The organism is Amycolatopsis sp. NPDC098790 (assembly GCF_044759945.1).
In the GTDB taxonomy this organism is placed as follows: Bacteria; Actinomycetota; Actinomycetes; order Mycobacteriales; family Pseudonocardiaceae; genus Amycolatopsis.
Genome location: NZ_JBIWAI010000002.1, coordinates 1457800 through 1479099 on the forward strand (window position 1 = coordinate 1457800; position 21300 = coordinate 1479099).

Below are 21300 nucleotides of genomic sequence, written 5' to 3' on the forward strand. Positions count from 1 at the left end.
AGCTCCTCAACGGGGGTTGGTGGCCGGACGGACCTCGGGATGGCACGAGGCGGGCCACGCCCAGGATAGCGCTAGTTGACCGGCGCCGGGTGGTGGCGGCTGATCGGGATCACCATCGGGGTTCCGCTCACCGGGTCCGGGGTCACCTGGCAGCGGACGTCGAACACCTCGTCCACCAGCTCCTCGGTGATCACCTCCACCGGCTTGCCCGACGCCACGATCCGGCCCGCCTTCATCGCGATTACGTGGTCGGCGTAGCGGCACGCCTGCGGCAGGTCGTGCAGCACCATGACCACCGTCCGGCCCTCGCCGCGGTTCAGATCCACCACCAGGTCCAGCACGTCGATCTGGTGGGCCAGGTCCAGGTACGTCGTCGGCTCGTCCAGCAGCAGGACCGGCGTGCCCTGCGCGACCGCCATCGCGATCCACGCCCGCTGGCGCTGGCCGCCGGACAGCTCGTCGACCGGGCGGTCGGCCAGGTCGGTCATCGACGTCGCCTCCAAAGCAGAAGCGACCGCGCCTTCGTCCGATGTGGACCATTGGCGCCACCAGCTCTGGTGCGGGGCGCGGCCGCGGCCGACGAGGTCGGCCACCGTCATGCCCTCGGGCGCCACCGGGGACTGCGGGAGGATGCCGAGCCGCTGGGCGACCTGGCGCGTCGGCAGGTCGTGGATCGAGCGGCCGTCCAGGTACACCCCGCCCGACTTCGGCGTGAGCAGCCGCGCCAGCGTGCGCAGCAGCGTCGACTTCCCGCACGCGTTCGGCCCGACGATCGCGGTGATCTGCTCCGCCGGGATGTCGAGGTCGAGGCCGTCGATGACGACCCGGTCGTCGTAGGCGACGCGCAGGTCCTGCACCCGAAGGGATGGTGTCATGTCAGCCTCCGGAGCCGGATCGGTTGGCCCTGGCCAGCAGCCAGAGCAGGAGCGGGGCGCCGAGCACGCCGGTCACGATGCCGACCGGGAGCGCCGACGCCGTCAGCGAACGCGCGATGATGTCGCTGCCCAGCACCACGACCGCGCCGGTGAGCGCGGACGCCGTGATCGGCGGCGACGACAGCCGGGCCAGCCGTTGCGCGATCTGCGGGGCGGTCAGCGCCACGAACGAAACCGGGCCCGCCGACGCCGTCGCGAACGCGACCAGGCTGGCGCCGGCCAGCAGCAGACCGAGCCGGACCGGCTGCACCGGCGTGCCGAGGCCGGCGGCCACGTCGTCGCCGAGCAGCAGCGTGCCCATCCACCGGGACAACGCCAGCACCAGCGGGTAGAGCACGACGAGCGCGAGCGACAGCGGCACGACGTGTTCCCAGCCGCGGTTGGCGAGGTTGCCGACCAGCCAGCCGATCGACGCCTGCGCCTCGGTGATCTGCGCCTTGCTCAGCAGGTAGTCGGTGAGGCTGGTGCACATCGCGAAGATCCCGATGCCCACCAGCAGGATCCGGTAGCCGGTCGTGCCGCGCCGCCACGCCAGCGCGTACACCAGCAGCGCCGTCAGCAGCCCGCCGAGGAGGCCGAGCGTGGTCGTGCCGAGCCCGCCGCCGAAGCCGAACGCGATGCCGGCGACGACGAACGTGGCCGCGCCCGCGTTGATGCCGATCATGTCCGGGCTGGCCAGCGGGTTGCGGGTGATCGTCTGGAACACCGCGCCGGACGCGCCGAACGCGAACCCGGCCAGCAGCCCGGTGAGCGCCCGCGGGAGCCGCAGTTCCTGGACGATGTAACCGTTTCCGCTGTCGCCGCCGCCGAAGAGGCCGGACAGGACGTCGGACACGGTCATCGGGACGTCCCCGATCGTCATGCCCACGCAGAACAACGCGAACGCGAGCACCGCGAGGACGATCGAGACGAGCAGCAGCCGGGGCCGGAAGCGGCCGGACACCGGGCCGGCGCGGAAGGTGACGCGGCCGGGCCGCACTTGCAGCAGGCTCATGTCAGGACTCCACGAGCTTGCGGCGGCGGACCAGGTAGATGAAGAAGGGTGCGCCGAGGAACGCGACGATCACGCCCGCGCGGATCTCGCTCGGCCGCGCCATGACCCGGCCGAGGATGTCCGCGGCGAGCAACAGGCACGGCGCGAGCACGGCGGTGTAGGGCAGCAGCCAGCGGTGGTCCGGGCCGATGACGAACCGGACCGCGTGCGGGACGATCAGGCCGAGGAACACGATCGGCCCGGCGACGGCGACGGCCGCGCCGGTCAGCAGCGTGATCGCCAGCGCGCCGCGCAGCCGCAGCGGGCCGAGCTTGCGGCCGAGCGCGATCGCGACGTCGTCGCCGAGGGCGAGGCTGTTCAGCGCCGGCCCGCTCGCGATCGCCAGCACCACACCCACGACCAGGAACGGCAGGACCTGCAGCAACGCGGTCGCGTCGACGCCGGACAGCGAGCCGGCGGACCAGAAGCGGTAGCGGTTGAGCGCCACGGGATCCGACAGCACCATCGCGCTGGTGAAGGAGGAGAGCAACGCCGTGACGGCCGCGCCGGCGAGCGCCAGCTTGACCGGGCTCGACCCGGCCCGGCCGCGCGTGCCCAGGTAGTAGACGACGGCGGTCGCGAGGAGCGCGCCGCCGAAGGCGAACCAGATGTAGCCGTAGAGCGAGCCGACGCCGAGCACGGTGATCGAGAACACGATGGCGAACGCGGCCCCGGCGCTGACGCCGAGCAGGCCCGGATCGGCCAGGGGGTTGCGGGTCAGCGCCTGCATCACCGTGCCGGCCAGCCCGAGGCCGGTCCCCACCAACACCGCCAGGAAGGTGCGGGGCATCCGGACACTGTGGATGATCACGGCGTCGGCGGAGCCGTCGTCGTGCCACAGCACCTGCCAGACCGCGCCGAACGAGATCTCCTTCGACCCCAGCCAGATGCTCAGCAGGCACAGGAAGACCAGCGCGGCGAAGGCGGCCAGCAGACCGAGCGCGCGGCCCGTGTGTGGCGGGCGTCGCGTGAGAGCGATCCCTCCGGGGTCTGTTCGCACCGCACCTCCGACTGGTACTCATTTTAGGTAAGGCTAACCGATGGTACAGCAGTGCATTCTCACCGTCGGTTTGTTAGGTTGCCCTAAGTCCACGTCTCGTTCGGGGCGTCTTGAGCAGCGGGAGGCTGGTCTACCGGTGAGCAACGGTGACGCTGTGCAGCAGGTGGCGGAGCTGGAATTCTGGCGTGACCGCCTCGCCTCGGCGCCGAAGGAGCTCGCGCTGCCGGTCGACCGGCCGTACGCCGCCGAGCCCGTCCGCGCCCGGCTGACCCGGCCCCGGCCGGACGCCGACGAGCTGACCCTCCTGGCCGCGTTCGTCGTCCTGCTGTCCCGGTACGCGGGCACCGCCGACGTCGTCCTCGGCATCGGCTCGCTGACGCCCCTGCGGATCGACCTCGGTGGCTCGCCCGGCTTCGCCGACGTCGTCACGCGCGTGCGTGACGCGCGCGAAGAGGCATTGGCGCACGATGTCCCCTTCGACGAGTTGGTCGCCGAGCTGGAGCCCGAGCCCGGACGCGGGGGATCGGTGCTCGTCAGCGTCGGTTTCGGCGCGGAGACGGACCTCCCGCTCGACCTCAACCTGCTTGTCGAAGACGGCGAACTCGTCGCCGGCTACCGCGCCGACGTCCTCGACGAGTCCACAGTGGACCGGATGCTCGGGCACCTGGGGACGCTCCTGGCCGATGCGCGGCAGCGTCCACAGTGGCCGGTCGAACGGCTGGACCTGATGAGCGCGCCAGAACTCCGTCAGCTCCTCGAAGACTGGAACGACACCGACCTCGACACGCCGTTGTCGACGCTGCCGGCGCTGTTCGCCGCTCGTGTCCGCGAGGCGCCGGAAGCCGTGGCGCTCGTCTTCGAGGACGAGGAACTGACCTACGCCGAACTGGACGCGCGCGCGAACCGGCTCGCCCACGTCCTCATCGGCCGCGGGGCCGGGCCGGAACGGGTCGTCGCGCTCGCCGTGCCGCGCTCGGTCGAGATGATCGTGGCCGAGCTGGCCGTGCTCAAGGCCGGGGCCGCCTACCTCCCGCTGGACCCGGACTACCCGGCCGAGCGCCTCGCGTTCATGGTCGCCGACGCCCTCCCGGTGTGCGTGCTGACCACCGGCGACCTCGCGGACCACTTCGAAAGCCCGGTCCTCCTTGAAGAACTGGACCTCGCGGCGGCGCCGGAAACGGACCCGGTCGCGGAGATCGTCCCGGCGAACGCGGCCTACGTCATCTACACGTCCGGTTCCACCGGGCGCCCCAAGGGCGTCGTCGTGTCCCACGCCGGCGTCGCGAAGCTCGTCGCGACGCAGTCGCAGCGGTTCGGGATCGGCCCGCACAGCCGGGTGCTGCAGTTCGCGTCACCCAGCTTCGACGTCGCGTTCTGGGATCTGTGCCTCGGCCTGCTGTCCGGCGGACGCCTCGTGGTCGTGCCCACCGAGCGGCGCGTGCCCGGCCCCGAACTCGCCGAGTACGCCCACGCCCACGGCGTCGACTTCATGATCCTGCCGCCCGCGCTGCTCGCCGAGTTCCCCGACGACTGCGATCTCCCGCGCGACAGCGTGCTGCTGGCCGGCACCGAGCGCGTGTCGCCGGAGCTCGTCAGGAGGTGGGCGCCGGGTCGCCGGATGTTCAACGCCTACGGCCCGACCGAGGCCACGACCAACTCGACGCTCGGGCTGTGCGACCCGGAGATCGCGCCCGGTTCGGCCGTGCCGATCGGCGTCCCGGACCCCGGTACCCGCGCGTACGTCCTCGACGCGTCGCTCGCGCCGGTCCCGGTCGGGGTCGTCGGCGAGCTGTACCTGGCCGGATCGGGTCTCGCGCGCGGCTACCTCGGCCGGGCGGCGCTGACGTCGGAACGGTTCGTGGCGGACCCCTTCGGCGACGGTGGCCGGCTCTACCGCACCGGTGACCTGGTGAAGTGGCTGCCGGACGGCCGCTTGGTGTTCCAGGGCCGGGCCGACGACCAGGTCAAGATCCGCGGCTACCGCATCGAACTCGGCGAGATCGAGTCGGTGCTCGCCGAGCACCCGCGCGTCGGCCAGTCGGTCGTCGTCGCCCACGACGGCAGGCTCGTCGCCTACGCCGTGCCGCTGCCCGATCGCGACCAGGCGGCCGAGCAGGGCCACGTCGAGGAGTGGCACGCCGTCCACGAGGAGATGCTCGCCGGCTCCACCGGCATCGAAGAGAACTTCGCGGGCTGGAACTCCAGCTACGACGGCTCCGACATCCCCCTCGAGGAGATGCGGGAGTGGCACTCGGCGACGATCGAGCGGATCCGGTCCCTCGCGCCGAAGCGGGTCCTGGAAATCGGCGTCGGCAGCGGGCTCATCCTCTCGCGGATCGCGCCCGACGCCGAAACGTACTGGGGCGTCGACCTTTCCGAGAGCGCGATCGAGAACGTCCGGCGCGAGGTCGCCGCGACGCCCTACGCCGACCGGGTGCACCTCGCCGCCCGCCCGGCGCACGACCTGGGCGAGCTGCCGGCCGAACCGTTCGACACCGTCATCATCAACTCGGTCGCGCAGTACTTCCCGAGCGCCGACTACCTCACCGAGGTCGTGAAGACCGCCGCGGGTCTCCTGAAGCCCGGCGGCACGATCTTCCTCGGCGACATCCGCAACCTCCGGTCGCTGCGCGCGTTCCGCACCGCCGTCGAGCTGCGGCACGGCCGCGCCGACGTCGCGGCGGTCGACCAGGCGATCGCCCGCGAGGGCGAGCTGGTGCTCGACCCGGACTTCTTCCCGGCGCTCGCCCGCGGCCTCGACGGCTTCGACGACGTCGACCTCTGGGTGAAGCGCGGGCAGGCGCACAACGAGCTGACGCGGCACCGCTACGACGTCGTCCTGCGGAAGGCGCCGAAGCCGGCCCCGGCCGACGAGCAGGTCGTCGCGTTCGGCGACCTCGGTGCGGTGGAACGGTTCCTGGCCGCCGAGACGCCGGATCGGCTGCGGGTCACCGGCATCCCGGACGCGCGGCTGTCGGGTGAGCTAGCGGCGGCGCGCGCCCTCGACGACGGCGATCCGGCCGCCGCCCGGGCGGCGCTCGACCGCCGCGACGGCGTCGACCCCGAGGACCTGCACCGGCTCGGCGACACCGCCGGCTACCGGGTCGCGGTGACCTGGTCGGCCGAGGCCGGTGCGCTGGAGGCCGTCTTCACGAGGGGGGAGGACGGCCAGGCGTACCGCCCCGGGCGGCAATCCGGCACTCCGGCGTCGTACGCCAACAACCCCGCCGCGCGGCGGGACACCGGCGCCCTGGTGACGTCGCTGCGCGCGCACGTGCGGGACCGGCTGCCGCTGTACATGGTGCCGTCGGCGTTCGTCGTGCTGGACAAGCTGCCGGTGCTGGCGTCGGGCAAGCTCGACCGCAAGGCGCTGCCCAGCCCCGAGCGGTTCGCCGCCGGACCGGGCCGCGCGCCGCGCAACCCCGTCGAACAGCTGCTGTGCGAAATGTTCGCCGACGTCCTCGGCGTCCCGCAGGCCGGTCCGGACGACGACTTCTTCGCCCTCGGCGGGCATTCGCTGCTCGCGACCCGGCTGATCCAGCGCATCCGCGCGGCCGTCGGCGCCGAGGTGCCGGTGCGGGCGGTGTTCGACGCGCCGACCCCGGCCGCGCTCGCCGACCTGCTCGCCGGTGCGGTGACCGGCACCGAGCGGCGCCCGCTGACCCGCGTCGAAGCCCGGCCCGAGCGGCTGCCGCTGTCGTTCGCGCAGCAGCGGCTCTGGTTCCTGCACGGCCTGGAAGGCGGCTCGGCGACCTACAACGTCCCGCTCGTCATGCGGCTGGCCGGCGAGCTGGACGTCGAGGCACTGCGGGCGGCGCTGCACGACGTCCTCGACCGGCACGAGGCCCTGCGGACGGTCTTCCCGACCGCCGATGGCGTGCCGTACCAGGCAATCCTGGCCGAAGCGACGGTCGAGCTGAGCATTCACGCGGTGGCCGAGTCCGAAGTGGACGTGGCCGTGGACGCGCTCGTCCGCGGCGTGTTCGACCTCGGCGCCGGCGTCCCGGTGCGGGCCGCCCTGCTGACCGTCGACCCGCGGCGGCACGTGCTCGTCCTCGTCGTGCACCACATCGCCGCCGACGGCTGGTCGCTCACCCCGCTCTGGCGGGACATCGCCACGGCCTACCGCGCCCGGCTCCGCGACGACGTTCCACAGTGGACGCCACTGCCGGTGCAGTACGCGGACTACACGCTCTGGCAACGGGAACTCCTCGAGGCCGAAGAGAGCACCCAGCTCGACTACTGGCGCGAGACCCTCGACGGCCTGCCCGAGCGCATCCCGCTCCCGCTCGACCGGCCGCACCCGGCGGTGTCGGCCTACCGCGGCGAGTTCTTCACCTTCACCTGGGACGCCGACCTGCAGGCCGGGCTGACCGAGCTGGCCCGCGCGTGCGGCGCGAGCCCGTTCATGGTGGTGCACGCCGGCCTGACCGCGATGCTGTCCCGGCTGGGCGGCGGGACCGACATCCCGATCGGCACCCCGATCGCCGGCCGGACCGACCCCGCGCTGGACGACCTCGTCGGGTTCTTCGTCAACACGCTCGTGTTGCGCGTCGGCACCGGCGGGGACCCGTCGTTCCGCGACCTCGTGGCACGCGTCCGCGACCGCAGCCTCGACGCCTACGCCCACCAGGACGTCCCGTTCGAGCGGCTCGTCGAAGCGCTGAACCCGGTGCGGTCGCTCGCGCACCACCCGCTGTTCCAGACCATGCTCGCCTGGCAGAACACCCCCGGCGCCGGCGTCGAACTGCCCGGACTGACCGTCACCGAGCGCCCGGTCGGCACCGGCACGGCCAAGTTCGACCTCTGGTTCTCCTTCACCGAGCGCGCCGACGGCATCCACGGCCAGGCCGAGTTCAACGCCGAGGTCTTCGACCACGCCACCGTGACCGGGCTGCTCGACCGCCTCGAAGTCCTGCTGCGCCAGGTCGTCGCCGCCCCGGACCGCCGCCTGGGCACGCTGGACGTGCTCACCGAGGCCGAGCGCGACGACCTCGAAAAGACCTGGTCCGGTGCGGTCGAAGACGTCCCCGCGGTCACCGTGCCCGAGCTGTTCGCCGCCCAGGTGGCGAGGACGCCGGACGCGACGGCGCTCGTCTTCGAGGACGAAGAACTGACGTATGCGGAGCTGGACGCCGTCTCGAACCGCCTCGCCCGGGTGCTGGCCGGGCGTGGTGCCGGGCCCGAGCGAGTCGTCGCGTTGGCCCTGCCGCGCTCGACGCACCTGGTCACGGCCATCCTCGCGGTGCTCAAGACCGGCGCGGCCTACCTGCCGCTCGACCCGGGCTACCCGGCCGACCGCATCGCGTTCATGCTCGAAGACGCCCGGCCGGCCCTGGTCCTGGCGACCGCGGAAACGGCCGTCGAAGGCGCGTTGCTCCTGGACGACCCGGGCACCCTGGCCGGGGTGTCGGACGCGCCGGTCGAGGTCGTCGTCCGGCCGGAGAACCCGGCGTACGTCATCTACACGTCGGGTTCGACGGGCCGCCCCAAGGGTGTCGTCGTGCCGCACGAGGGCATCGTCAACCGCCTGCTCTGGATGCAGGACGAGTACGGCTTGACCGGCGACGACCGCGTCCTGCAGAAGACGCCGTCGAGTTTCGACGTTTCGGTGTGGGAGTTCCTCTGGCCGCTCGTCACGGGCGCGACCGAGGTCCTCGCCCGCCCCGACGGGCACAAGGACCCGGCTTACCTCGCCCGGCTGATCCGCGACCGCGGGATCACGACCGTCCACTTCGTCCCGTCGATGCTGCAGGTGTTCCTGCAGGAGCCCGCGGCGGGGGAGTGCCGCAGCCTGCGCCGGGTCCTGTGCAGCGGCGAAGCCCTGCCGCTCGACGCCGTCACTCAGTTCGGCCAGGTCCTCGACGCCGAGCTGCACAACCTCTACGGCCCGACCGAAGCGTCGGTCGACGTCACGTCCTGGCGGACGTCCACTGAGGACACCTCCGTCCCGATCGGACGTCCGGTGTGGAACACGCGGACCTACGTCCTCGACGCCGCCTTGCGGCCGGTGCCGCCCGGTACCGCCGGGGAGCTGTACCTCGCCGGCGTCCAGCTCGCCCGCGGCTACCTCGGCCGGCCCGGCCTCAGCGCGGAACGGTTCGTCGCCGACCCGTTCGGCGCGCCGGGCGCCCGGATGTACCGCCCCGGCGACCTGGCCCGCTTCCGTCCCGACGGCGTCCTCGAGTTCCTGGGCCGCGGCGACGAGCAGATCAAGATCCGCGGCTTCCGCGTCGAGCCGGGGGAGATCGCGGCCACCCTCGCCACCCACGACGAGGTCGCGCACGCCGTGGTCGTGGCCCGGGAGGACCGGCCGGGCGACGTCCGCCTGGTCGGGTACGTCGTGCCCGCCGACACCGCGAGCTCGGCGGACGAGGAGACCGAGCAGGTCGGGGAGTGGCGCGAGCTGTACGACTCGATGTACGCGGCCACCGACGACGAGTTCGAAGGCTGGAACTCCAGCTACACCGGCGAGCCGATCCCACGAGCGGAGATGCGGGAGTGGCGGGACGCGATCGTCACGCGCATCCGCGAGCTCGAGCCGACGCGGGTTCTCGAGATCGGCGTCGGCACCGGCCTGCTGCTGACCGAGCTGGCCCCGCACTGCGAGACCTACTGGGGCACGGACTTCTCCGCCGAGGTCATCGCGTCGCTGGGCCGCCGGGTCGAGGCCGACCCCGCGCTCGCCGATCGCGTCCAGCTGCGCACCGGCGACGCCGCGGACCTGTCCGGCCTGCCGTCCGGGTTCTTCGACACCATCGTGCTGAACTCCGTCGTCCAGTACTTCCCGAGCGGGACGTACTTGCTGGAGGTGCTGCGCGGGGCCCTCGAACTGCTCGCGCCGGGTGGATCGCTGTTCGTCGGCGACGTCCGCGACCTCCGCCAGGTCCGCGCCTTCCACACGGCCGTGGCCGAAGCGCGCGGCGGCGACGTCGAGCAGAACCTCCTGCGGGAGAAGGAACTCCTCGTCGCGCCCGAGTTCTTCGCCGGGCTCGGCGAGGTCACCGCGGACATCCGCGTCAAGCGCGGCCGGGCGGTCAACGAGCTGACCCAGTACCGCTACGACGTTGTCCTGCGCCCCGGATCGGCCGCGGCACCCGAGGTTCCCACGCTGGTGTGGGGCACGGATCTGTCCACACTGGACGAGATCACCGGCCCGTGCCGGATCGAACGCGTCCCGAACGGCCGGACGGCGCCGGGCGGGGTGGACCCCGAAGACTGGTACGCATTCGGTGACGCGCACGGCTACCGCACGGTCGTCACCTGGTCCGCGTCCGGCGACGGCTCGGTCGATGTCCTCTTCACGACCGGCGACCCCGCCGGCGCGTTCCAGCCGGGCACCGGGCCGCTGCTGTCCTACACCGGCAACCCCGGCCGGTTCCGCCGGATCAGCACGCTCACCGCGGACCTGCGGACCCTCGCGGCCGACCGGCTGCCCGAGCACATGGTCCCGTCGGCGATCGTCGTCCTCGACGCGCTCCCGGTGACCGCCAACGGCAAGCTCGACCGCCGTGCCCTGCCGTCGCCCGACCCGGTCGCCCCGACGTCGGACCGCGAGCCGCGCACGCCGGTCGAACGGCAGCTGTGCGAGCTGTTCGCCGACGTCCTGGGCCTGCCGAAGGTCGGTCCCGACGACAGTTTCTTCGCCCTCGGCGGCCATTCGCTGCTGGCCACCCGGCTGATCGCCCGCATCCGCACGACCTTGAACGCCGAGCTGGAAGTCCGCTCGGTGTTCGAGACCCCGACTCCCGCCGGCCTGGCCGCGCTGGTCGGCGCCGGGACCGGCACCGCGCGGCCGCCGCTCGTCCCGGTGGACCGGCCGGCATTGGTGCCGCTGTCGGGCGCGCAGCAGCGGCTGTGGTTCCTGCACCACCTCGAAGGCCCGTCGGCCACCTACAACGTCCCGCTGATCATGCGCCTGGAAGGCGAGGTCGACGTCGAGGCGCTGCGCACGGCACTGTCCGATGTGGTCGCCCGCCACGAGGCGCTGCGGACGCGCTTCCCGCAGCGCGACGGCGTCCCGTACCAGGACATCCTCCCGGCCGGTGCGGTCGACCTCCACGTGCGCGAAGTCACCGACCTCGACGCCGACCTGACCAGGCTCGTCCGCGGCTCGTTCGACCTCGAACGCGAGGCGCCGATACGCGCGGAGCTGCTGCGGGCCGGCGAGCGCGAGCACGTCCTGGCCCTGGTGTTCCACCACATCGCGTCCGACGGCTGGTCGATGGCCCCGCTGTGGCGCGACATCGCGACGGCCTACGCCGCGCGCCGCGCCGGTGAGACTCCACAGTGGACGCCGTTGCCGGTGCAGTACGCGGACTACACACTGTGGCAACAAGATCTGCTTGGCAACGAGGACGACCCGGACAGCGTCCTCAGCACGCAGCTGGAGTACTGGCGCGACACCCTCGACGGGCTGCCCGACCGCATCGAGCTGCCCCTCGACCGGCCGCACCCGGCGACCGCGACCTTCCGCGGCGAGCTGCACACCTTCGCGTGGGACGCCGAACTGCACACGCGGCTGGCCGAGCTGGCGCGTGAGTCCGGCGCGAGCGTGTTCATGGTCGTGCACGCGGCGCTGGCCGCGCTGCTCACCCGGCTCGGCGCGGGCACCGACGTCCCGATCGGCTCGCCCATCGCCGGCCGCACCGACGCCGCCCTCGACGACCTCGTCGGGTTCTTCGTCAACACCCTCGTCCTGCGCGTCGACACCGGCGGCGAACCGAGCTTCCGCGACCTCGTCGCCCGCGTCCGCGAGCGCAACCTCGACGCCTACGCCCACCAGGACGTCCCGTTCGAGCGCCTGGTCGAGGTGCTCAACCCGGCGCGCTCGCTGTCCTACCACCCGCTGTTCCAGGTCATGATCGCCGGCCAGAACAACACCCGTGCCGAGGTCGTGCTGCCCGGCCTGACCGTCACCGAGATCCCGGTGACCACCGGAACGTCGAAGTTCGACCTGGCGATCTCGCTGACCGAACGCGAGGCCGGGATCGCCGGCGTGCTGGAGTTCAACGCCGACGTCTTCGACCACGCCGGCGCGAACGCGATCCTGCGCCGCCTCGAAGTGCTGCTGCGCGCGGCGCTGGACGAGCCGGACCGCCCGGTCGGCGCCCTGGATCTGCTGGCCGGGGACGAGCGCGACCGGGTCCTGACGGAGTGGGCCGGTTCGCTCGACCCCGCGGGCACCGAGACGTTCCCGGGCCTGTTCGCGCGCCGCGTGGCCGAAGCGCCGGACGCCGTGGCGCTCGTCTTCGAGGACGTCGAGCTGACGTACGCCGAGGTGAACGCGCGCGCGAACCGGCTGGCGCACCTGCTCCTCGCGCGCGGTGCCGGGCCGGAGCGGGTCGTCGCGCTGGCCGTTCCGCGGTCGGTCGACATGATCGTCGCGGAGCTGGCCGTGCTCAAGGCCGGCGCCGCGTACCTGCCGGTCGACGTCGACTACCCCGGCGACCGCATCGCCTACATGGTCGGCGACGCGCGTCCGGTCTGCGTCGTCACGACGCGCGAGATCGACGCCAAGCTGCCCGCGGACGTTCCTCGCGTGCTCCTGGACGACCCGGCGCTCGACACGATGTCCACAATGGACCCGGACGTCGTCGTCAAGCCGGAGAACGCGGCTTACGTCATCTACACGTCCGGCTCCTCCGGCCGGCCCAAGGGCGTCGTCCTCCAGCACTCCGGCGTTGCCAAGCTGGTCGCGACGCAGGTCGAACGGTTCGGGATCGGCCCGCACAGCCGGGTGCTGCAGTTCGCGTCGCCGAGCTTCGACGTCGCCTTCTGGGACCTGTGCGTCGGCCTGCTCTCCGGCGGCCGCCTGGTCGTCGTCCCGGCCGAACGGCGGGTCGCGGGTCCGGCGCTGACCGAATACGCGCACCAGCACTCCGTGGACTTCATGATCCTGCCGCCCGCGCTGCTCGACGCCATGCCGGCGGACTGCGACCTCCCGCGAGACAGCGTGCTGCTGGCCGGCACCGAACGCGTGTCGCCGGAACTCGTCAAAAGGTGGGCCCCCGGGCGGCGGATGTTCAACGCCTACGGCCCGACCGAGGCGACCACCAACTCGACGCTCGGCGAGAGCGACCCCGTCGAACTGGCGGACGCGACGGTCGTCCCGATCGGCATCCCCGACCCCGGCACCCGGGCGTACGTGCTCGACGCCGGCTTGCGGCCGGTCCCGCCCGGCGTGGTGGGGGAGCTGTACCTGGCCGGGTCCGGACTGGCCCGCGGCTACCTCGGCCGGGCGGCGCTGACCTCGGAACGGTTCGTCGCGGACCCGTTCGGCGACGGCGGCCGGCTCTACCGCACCGGCGACCTCGTGAAGTGGCTGCCGGACGGGCGGCTGGTGTTCCTCGGCCGGGCGGACGACCAGGTCAAGATCCGCGGCTACCGCATCGAGCCCGGCGAGATCGAGACCGTCGTCGCCGAGCACCCGGCCGTCGGCCAGGCCGTGGTGATCGCCCAGGACGGGCGGCTCATCGCCTACGCCGTCCCGGCCGCCGGCCGCGACGAAGAGGCGGAGCTCGACCACGTCGGCGAGTGGCGCGAACTGCACGAGAACGTGTTCACCGAAGCGGCGTCCGGCGGGCTGGAGGAGAACTTCACCGGCTGGAACTCCAGCTACGACGGCTCCGAAATCCCCCTCGGCGAGATGCGCGAGTGGCACGCGGCGACGATCGACCGGATCCGGTCGCTCCAGCCGAAACGGGTGCTCGAGATCGGCGTCGGCAGCGGCCTGATCCTGTCCCGGATCGCGCCGGACGCCGAGGAGTACTGGGGCGTCGACCTGTCGGAGAAGGCGATCGCCAACCTCCGGCGCGAACTCGCGGCGACGCCGTTCGCGGCCAAGGTCCACCTCGCCGCCCGGCCCGCGCACGACCTGGGCGAACTGCCGGACGAACCGTTCGACACGGTGATCATCAACTCGGTCGCGCAGTACTTCCCGAGCGTCGGCTACCTCGCCGAGGTCATCCGCACCGCCGCCGCGCAGGTCCGCCCGGGCGGGGTGATCTTCCTCGGCGACATCCGGAACCTGCGCTCCCTGCGGGCATTCCGGACGGCGACCGAGCTGCGCCACGGCCGCCGCGACACGGCCGCCGTCGATCAGGCCATTGCCCGTGAAGGCGAATTGGTGCTGGATCCGGACTTCTTCCCGGCCCTGGCCCGACAGCTCGACGGCTTCGACGACGTCGACCTGTGGGTCAAACGTGGGCACGCGCACAACGAGCTGACCCGCCACCGCTACGACGTCGTCCTGCGCAAGGCCCCGAAGCCGGAACCCGTCGAGGAAACCGTCGTCGCGTTCACCACGGTCGACGAGCTGAAGCGGCTGCTGGCCGAGCGCCCGACCCGGCTGCGCGTCACCGGCGTGCCGGACGCACGGCTGTCCGGAGAGCTGGCCGCCGTCGCCGCACTCGCCGAGGGCGACGCCGGCACCGCACTGTCCGCTTTGGACTCCGAACCGTCCGGAGTGGACTTCGAGGAACTCCAGGACCTCGGCTACCGCGTCTTCGCGGCGCCGACGCACCCGGGCTTGCTCGAGGTCGTGTTCACCACCGGCGAGCCGACGCGGATCCACCGCGGGAAGCCGGTCCGGGCCGCGCTGGAAACGCTGGGCAACCACCCGGCGGGCCGGCGGGACCACAGCGCCCTGGTCTCGGCCCTGCGCGCCCACGTCCGCGACCGGCTGCCGCAGTACATGGTGCCCTCGGCGTTCGTCGTCCTCGACCGGCTGCCGCTGCTCGCCTCGGGCAAGCTCGACCGCCGCGCCCTGCCGAGCCCGGACACCCACGCCGTCACCGCCGGCCGCGCGCCGCGGACTCCGGTCGAGGAGGTCCTCTGCGGTCTGTTCGCCGAAGTCCTCGACACCGCGTCGATCGGTGTCGACGACGACTTCTTCGCGCTGGGCGGGCATTCGCTCATGGCGACGCGCCTGGTCGCGCGGCTGCGCGCGGTGTTCGGCGTCGAGCTGCAGGTGCGGTCGGTGTTCGAGACGCCGACGGTCGCCGGGCTCGCGGCTCTGTTGTCCACTTCGGACTCCTCGGCCGCCCGGCCCGCGCTGGAGCGCGTCGAGCCGCGCCCGGACGTGCTGCCGCTGTCGTTCGCCCAGCAGCGGCTGTGGTTCCTGCACCGGCTGGAAGGCGCGTCGGCGACGTACAACATGCCGACCGCGGTCCGCCTGACCGGCGACCTCGACGTCACCGCGCTGGAACTCGCCCTGTCCGATGTGGTCGGCCGCCACGAGGCTCTGCGCACGGTCTTCCCGGAGATCGAGGGCGAAGCCCGGCAGCAGATCCTCGACGACGTCACGATCCCGCTGCCCACCCGCACGGTCACGGAGGCGACGCTCGCCGATGCCGTGTCCGAGGCAGCGCAGACGGTGTTCCAGCTGGAGTCGGAGATCCCGCTGCGGGCCGAGCTGCTGCGGCTCGGCGCCCAGGAACACGTCCTGGTGCTGGTGTTCCACCACATCGCCTCGGACGGCTGGTCGACCGCACCTCTGTGGCGGGACCTCGCGACGGCCTACACCGCACGGCAAGCCGGCGAGACTCCACAGTGGACGCCGTTGCCGGTGCAGTACGCGGACTACACGCTGTGGCAGCGTGACGTCCTCGGCGAGCCGGTGATCGAGCCGCAGCTGGCCTACTGGCGCGAGACCCTCTCCGGCCTGCCCGAGCGGATCGAGCTGCCGACCGACCGGCCGCACCCGGCCGAAGCGTCCTACCGCGGTGAGCAGTTCGCCTTCGGCTGGGACGCCGAGCTCCACAGTGGACTAGTAGAGCTGGCCCGCGCCTGCGGCGCCAGTGTGTTCATGGTCGTCCACGCCGGGTTGACCGCGTTGCTCACCCGGCTCGGCGCGGGGACCGACATCCCGCTCGGCACGTCCATCGCCGGCCGCACCGACGCCGCGCTCGACGACCTCGTCGGATTCTTCGTCAACACCCTGGTCTTGCGCGTGGACACCGGCGGCGACCCGTCGTTCCGCGACCTCGTCGCCCGCGTGCGGGACCGCAGCCTCGACGCCTACGCCCACCAGGACGTGCCGTTCGAGCGCCTGGTCGAAGCGCTGAACCCGGTCCGCTCGCTGGCCTACCACCCGCTGTTCCAGACGATGCTGGCCTGGCAGAACAACGCCGTCGCTGACCTCGCGCTGCCCGGCTTGACGGTCGCGGAAGAACCGGTTCGCACCGGGACGGCCCGCGCGGACCTGACGTTCTTCGTCGGCGAGCGGCCCGGCAACCAGGCCGGGATCCGCGGCACCGCCGAGTACAACAGCGACGTCTTCGACCGCGCGAGCGTCGAAGCGATCCTGGACCGGCTGCGGATGCTGCTGCGGGCCGTCGTGGCCGACCCGGACACCCGGATCGGCGCGGTCGACCTGCTCACCGCGGCCGAGCACGAGCGGCTCGCCGCCGACCCCGCGACGCCGCTGCCTGCCGAGACGACCGCCGCGCTGTTCGCCGCCCAAGTGGCCCGGACCCCGGAGGCCACCGCGCTGGTGTTCGGCTCCGAACGCCTCACCTACGCCGAACTGGACGCCCGGGCGACGACGCTCGCCCGCGCCCTGCTCGCGCGGGGTGCCGGTCCGGAACGCGTGGTGGCGGTCGCGCTGCCGCGCTCGGCCGACCTCGTCGTCGCGCTGGTGGCGGTGCTCAAGACCGGCGCCGCCTACCTGCCCCTCGACCTGAACCACCCGGCGGAGCGCGTCGAGCTGATGCTCACCGACGCCGGCCCGCACCTGGTCATCGCCGAGGAAGGCTTCGGTGACCGGCTGGTCCGGCCCGGCGACACGGGACCCGAACCCGTGTGGCCGTCGATCAGCCCGGACCACCCGGCGTACGTCATCTTCACGTCCGGTTCGACGGGACGCCCCAAGGCCGTCGCCGGCACCCAGCTCGCCTTGGCGAACCGGCTGCACTGGGGACGCGGGATCGCCGGCGGCGCACGGATCGCGAAGAGCGCGCTGACGTTCATCGACGGTTCGACCGAGCTGCTCGGCGGGCTCGTCGCGGGCGATCCGGTGGTGCTCGCCGACGACGCGACGGCCACCGACCCGCACGCGCTGGCCGACCTCGTGCGGACATCCGGCGCCGAGGTGCTGACCGTGGTGCCGAGCCTCCTCGACAGCTTCGTCGAGGACGCCCCGGCCGACGCGTTCGACTCCGTGACGACGTGGATCACCAGTGGCGAACCGCTTTCGGTCGCCTTGGCCGAAAAGGTCGCGCGCCGGTGGCCGTCGGCGAAGCTCGTCAACCTGTACGGCTGTTCGGAGGTCGCGGGCGACAGCCTCGCGCAGCAGTGCGGGCCGGTGGCGATCGGCCGGCCGGTCGCGAACACCCGCGCGTACGTCCTCGACGCGGCGTTGCGGCCGGTGCCGCCGGGTGTCCGCGGCGAGCTGTACCTGGCCGGTGCCGGGCTCGCCCGCGGCTACCTCGGTCGTCCGGCGCTCACCGCGGAACGGTTCGTGGCCTCGCCGTTCGAGGCGGGGGAGCGGATGTACCGCACCGGCGACCTCGTCCGCCGCCGTCCCGACGGCGCCCTCGAGTTCCTCGGCCGCGCCGACCAGCAGATCAAGATCCGCGGGTTCCGCGTCGAGCCCGGCGAGGTGGAAGCCGCGCTGACGGCCGACGCCTCGGTCGCCCGCGCGGCGGTGGTCGCCCGGGACGACCGGCTGATCGCCTACGTCGCTCCGGCCGGTGACCCGGCCGCGCTGCGGACGGCGCTCGCCGCGCGGCTGCCGGAGTACCTGGTGCCCTCGGCGATCGTCGTGCTGCCGGAGCTGCCGGTGAACGCCAACGGCAAGCTCGACCGCGCCGCGCTGCCCGACCCGGAGATCCGGACCTCGGGCCGCGTCGCGCGGACGCCGGCCGAGCAGGCGCTGTGCGACCTCTTCGCCGACGTCCTCGGCGTGTCGCAGGTCGGCCCGGACGACGGGTTCTTCACCCTCGGCGGGCATTCGCTGCTGGCGACGCGGCTGGTCAGCCGGATCCGCGCGCTGCTCGGCGTCGAGGTCCCGATCCGGGCGGTGTTCGACGCGCCGACGCCGTCCCGGCTCGCGGAACTGCTCGACCCGGGCCGGGAAAGCCGTCCGGCGCTGGTGCTGGTCGAGCGGCCCGAGGTGCTGCCGCTGTCGTTCGCCCAGCAGCGCCTGTGGTTCCTCGACCGCCTCGACGGGCTGAGCGCGACCTACAACATCCCGTGGGCGTGGGAGCTCACCGGACCGGTCGACGCCGGCGCGCTGCAGGCGGCGTTGGGTGACGTCGTGGCGCGCCACGAGGTCCTGCGCACGATCCTGGTCGAGGACCACGGCACGCCCCGGCAGGTCGTGCTGGATCCGGGCGACGACCGCGCGCGGCCGGTGCTGGTCACGGAGACGTCCACCGATCTCGACGACAGCGTCACCGCGGCGGCGTCGTACTGCTTCACCCTGGACGCCGAGATCCCGATCCGCGCGACGCTCGTGTCGGCCGGGCCCGAGCGGCACGTGTTCGTCCTGCTGGTGCACCACATCGCGGGCGACGGCTGGTCGTTGCCGCCGCTCAAGCGGGACCTCGACACCGCGTACGCCGCGCGCCTGCGCGGTGAACGTCCACAGTGGACGCCGTTGCCGGTGCAGTACGCGGACTACACGCTCTGGCAGCGGGAGATGTTCGGCCGGGCCGGCGACCCGGACAGCATCCTCGGCCGGCAGGCCGCGTTCTGGCGGGACACCCTCGCCGGGATCCCGGACGAGCTGGCGCTTCCCGTCGACCGGCCCCGCCCGGCGCGGTCGACGAACCGCGGCGCCGCCGTACCGTTCACCGTGCCCGCCGAGGTCCACAGTGGACTTCGCGAGCTGGCCCACGGCAGCGACACCAGCACGTTCATGGTGCTGCAGGCGGCACTCGCGGCCCTGCTCACCCGGCTCGGCGCGGGCACCGACATCCCGCTCGGCACCCCGGTCGCCGGCCGGACCGACCACGCGCTGGAGGACCTGGCCGGGTTCTTCGTCAACACCCTGGTCCTGCGCACCGACACCGGCGGCGACCCGACGTTCCGCGAACTCCTCGGCCGCGTCCGGGAGGCCGACCTGGCCGCGTACGCCCACCAGGACCTGCCGTTCGAGCACCTCGTCGAGCTGCTCAACCCATCCCGGTCGCTGGCGCGGCACCCGCTGTTCCAGGTCATGCTCGCCGTCTACCACTCCGGTTCGGAGCCGGAACGGCTGCTCGACCTCGACGCGGAATACCGGGACACGGGGCTGCGGCAGGCGAAGTTCGACCTGTCGTTCGACCTCGTGGAAACCCCCGGCGGGATCGAGGGCGACCTCGAGTTCAGCCTCGACCTGTTCGACGAACCGACCGCCCGGACGCTCACCGAGCGCCTGGTGCGGCTGATGACCGCCGTCGTCGCCGACCCGGACCGCCCGCTGAGCCGGATCGACGTCCTCGAACCCGCCGAGCGGCACCGGATCCTGCGCGACTGGGGCGCCGGCGAGCCACTGACGACGTCGGCGCCGACCGTGGTCGACCGGCTGGCCGCCCAGGTGGCCGCGACCCCCGGCGCGACTGCGCTGAGCGACGCGTCCCGCAGCGTCACCTTCGCGGAGTTCGGGGCCCGGACCGACCGCCTGGCCCGGTGGCTGGCTTCCCGGGGCGCCGGGCCGGAGAAGGTCGTGGCGCTGGTGCTTCCGCGCTCGGCCGAGGTCGTCGAGGCGATCTTCGGCGTGTTCAAGACGGGGGCGGCGTACCTACCGGTCGACCCGGACCAGCCGGTCGAGCGGATCTCGGCGATCCTCGCCGACGCCGGGGCGACGCTCGTGCTCACCAGCCGTTCGGTGGCTTCGCCGATACCCGGGGCGCTGTTCGTCGAGGACATTGTGGACAGTTCCGCTGTCCTCACCCCGCCGTCGCCCGCGAACCCGGCGTACGTGCTCTACACGTCCGGCTCGACGGGCAAGCCCAAGGGCGTCGTCATCCCGCACTCCGGGCTGGTGAACCTGTTCCACAGCCACCGCGAGACGCTCTACCGCCCGGCGGTCGCCGCGGCGGGCGGACGCCGGCTGCGGGTCGGGCACGCCTGGGCGTTCTTCTTCGACGCCTCCTGGCAGCCGCAGCTGTGGCTGCTGGACGGGCACGAGGTGCACGTCGTCGACGACGACACCCGCCGCGACCCCGACCGGCTCGCCGCGGTGGTGCGCGAGCGCGGGCTCGACTTCCTCGAACTGACGCCGTCGCACTTCGCGCAGCTGGCCGCGGCCGGCGTCGTCGAAGACGGCAAGTGCGCCCTCGGGGTCGTGGGCGTCGGCGGTGAAGCCGTGTCCCAGACGCTGTGGGAGCAGCTGCGGTCGATGCCGGGCACCGAGGCGTACAACCTCTACGGCCCGACCGAGGCCACTGTGGACGCTCTGGTCGGCCGCTTCGCCGATTCCGAGCGACCGGTGGTCGGGCGCCCGGTGCACAACGCCCGCGCGTACGTCCTCGACGGCGGCCTCACGCCGGTCCCGGCCGGCGTACCCGGCGAGCTGTACCTGGCCGGCGCCGGGCTGGCCCGCGGCTACCACGACCGGCCCGCGCTGACCGCCGACCGGTTCGTCGCCGACCCGTTCGGGCCGCCGGGCGAGCGGATGTACCGCACCGGCGACCTCGTGCGGTGGCGCCCGGACGGGCAGCTCGAGTACCTCGGCCGCACCGACGACCAGGTCAAGATCCGCGGCTTCCGCATCGAACCCGGCGAGATCGAGACGGCGCTGACCCGGCACGACGACGTCGAACAGGCGCTCGTCGTCGTCCGCGAGGACCGGGACAAGCGCCTGGTCGCCTACACGACCCCGGCGACGGCGGATCCCGCGCGGCTGCGGGAGTTCGTCGCCCGGTCGCTGCCGGAGTACATGGTGCCCGCGGCGATCGTCCCGCTCGACGCGTTCCCGGTGACACCCAACGGGAAGCTCGACAAGGCCGCGTTGCCGGTGCCCGGGTTCGCGACCCGGGGCCGGGCCCCGGAGACACCCCTGGAGAAGACCCTCTGCGAAATCTTCGCGGAGGTCCTGGACGTCGGTGCCGTCGGTGCCGACGACGACCTGTTCGCCCTCGGCGGGCATTCGATGCTGCTCGTGGTCCTGCGCAACCGGATCACCGAGCGGCTCGGGACCGAGCTCCCGATCGCCGAGTTCTTCCGCACCCCGACCGCGGCCGGCCTGGCCGCGCTGTGTGAAAGCCGGGGCTCCGCCCCGGGCCGGGGGCTCCGCCACCCGGAACCCCGAAAGACGCTGTGTGAAAGCCGGGGCTCCGCCCCGGGCCGGGGGCTCCGCCACCCGGAACCCCCGAAAGACACCGTGACCCGAGACGCGAGGTAGA

The 21300-nt window shown here is 72.9% G+C and carries 4 protein-coding genes; 1 reads left to right on the forward strand and 3 read right to left on the reverse strand.

The genetic code is table 11. The features are described 5' to 3' along the window. Positions 1–71: 71 nt before the first annotated feature. Genes ACIQWX_RS20540 through ACIQWX_RS20550 form a run of 3 tightly spaced genes read right to left on the reverse strand, consistent with a single transcriptional unit; the run spans position 72 to position 2968 of the window. Positions 72–875 carry an ABC transporter ATP-binding protein gene (locus tag ACIQWX_RS20540; RefSeq protein WP_400873077.1) on the reverse strand — a complete coding sequence of 268 codons (804 nt, stop codon included), beginning with the start codon at positions 873–875 and terminating at the stop codon, positions 72–74. A 1-nt stretch (position 876) separates the two neighbouring features. Further along, the gene (locus ACIQWX_RS20545) at positions 877–1929 is read right to left on the reverse strand and encodes a FecCD family ABC transporter permease (RefSeq protein ID WP_400873080.1); all 1053 of its coding nucleotides are present in this window, start codon (positions 1927–1929) and stop codon (positions 877–879) included. Between the two features lies 1 nt (position 1930). Continuing rightward, positions 1931–2968 (reverse strand): FecCD family ABC transporter permease, encoded by a 1038-nt coding sequence (locus ACIQWX_RS20550; RefSeq protein ID WP_400873083.1) that lies wholly within the window; start codon positions 2966–2968, stop codon positions 1931–1933. Positions 2969–3104: 136 nt separating this feature from the next. On the opposite strand from ACIQWX_RS20550, the gene ACIQWX_RS20555 reads away from it, so the two are divergent. Next, positions 3105–21299 (forward strand): amino acid adenylation domain-containing protein, encoded by an 18195-nt coding sequence (locus tag ACIQWX_RS20555; protein ID WP_400873086.1) that lies wholly within the window; start codon positions 3105–3107, stop codon positions 21297–21299. Position 21300: the final 1 nt, after the last annotated feature.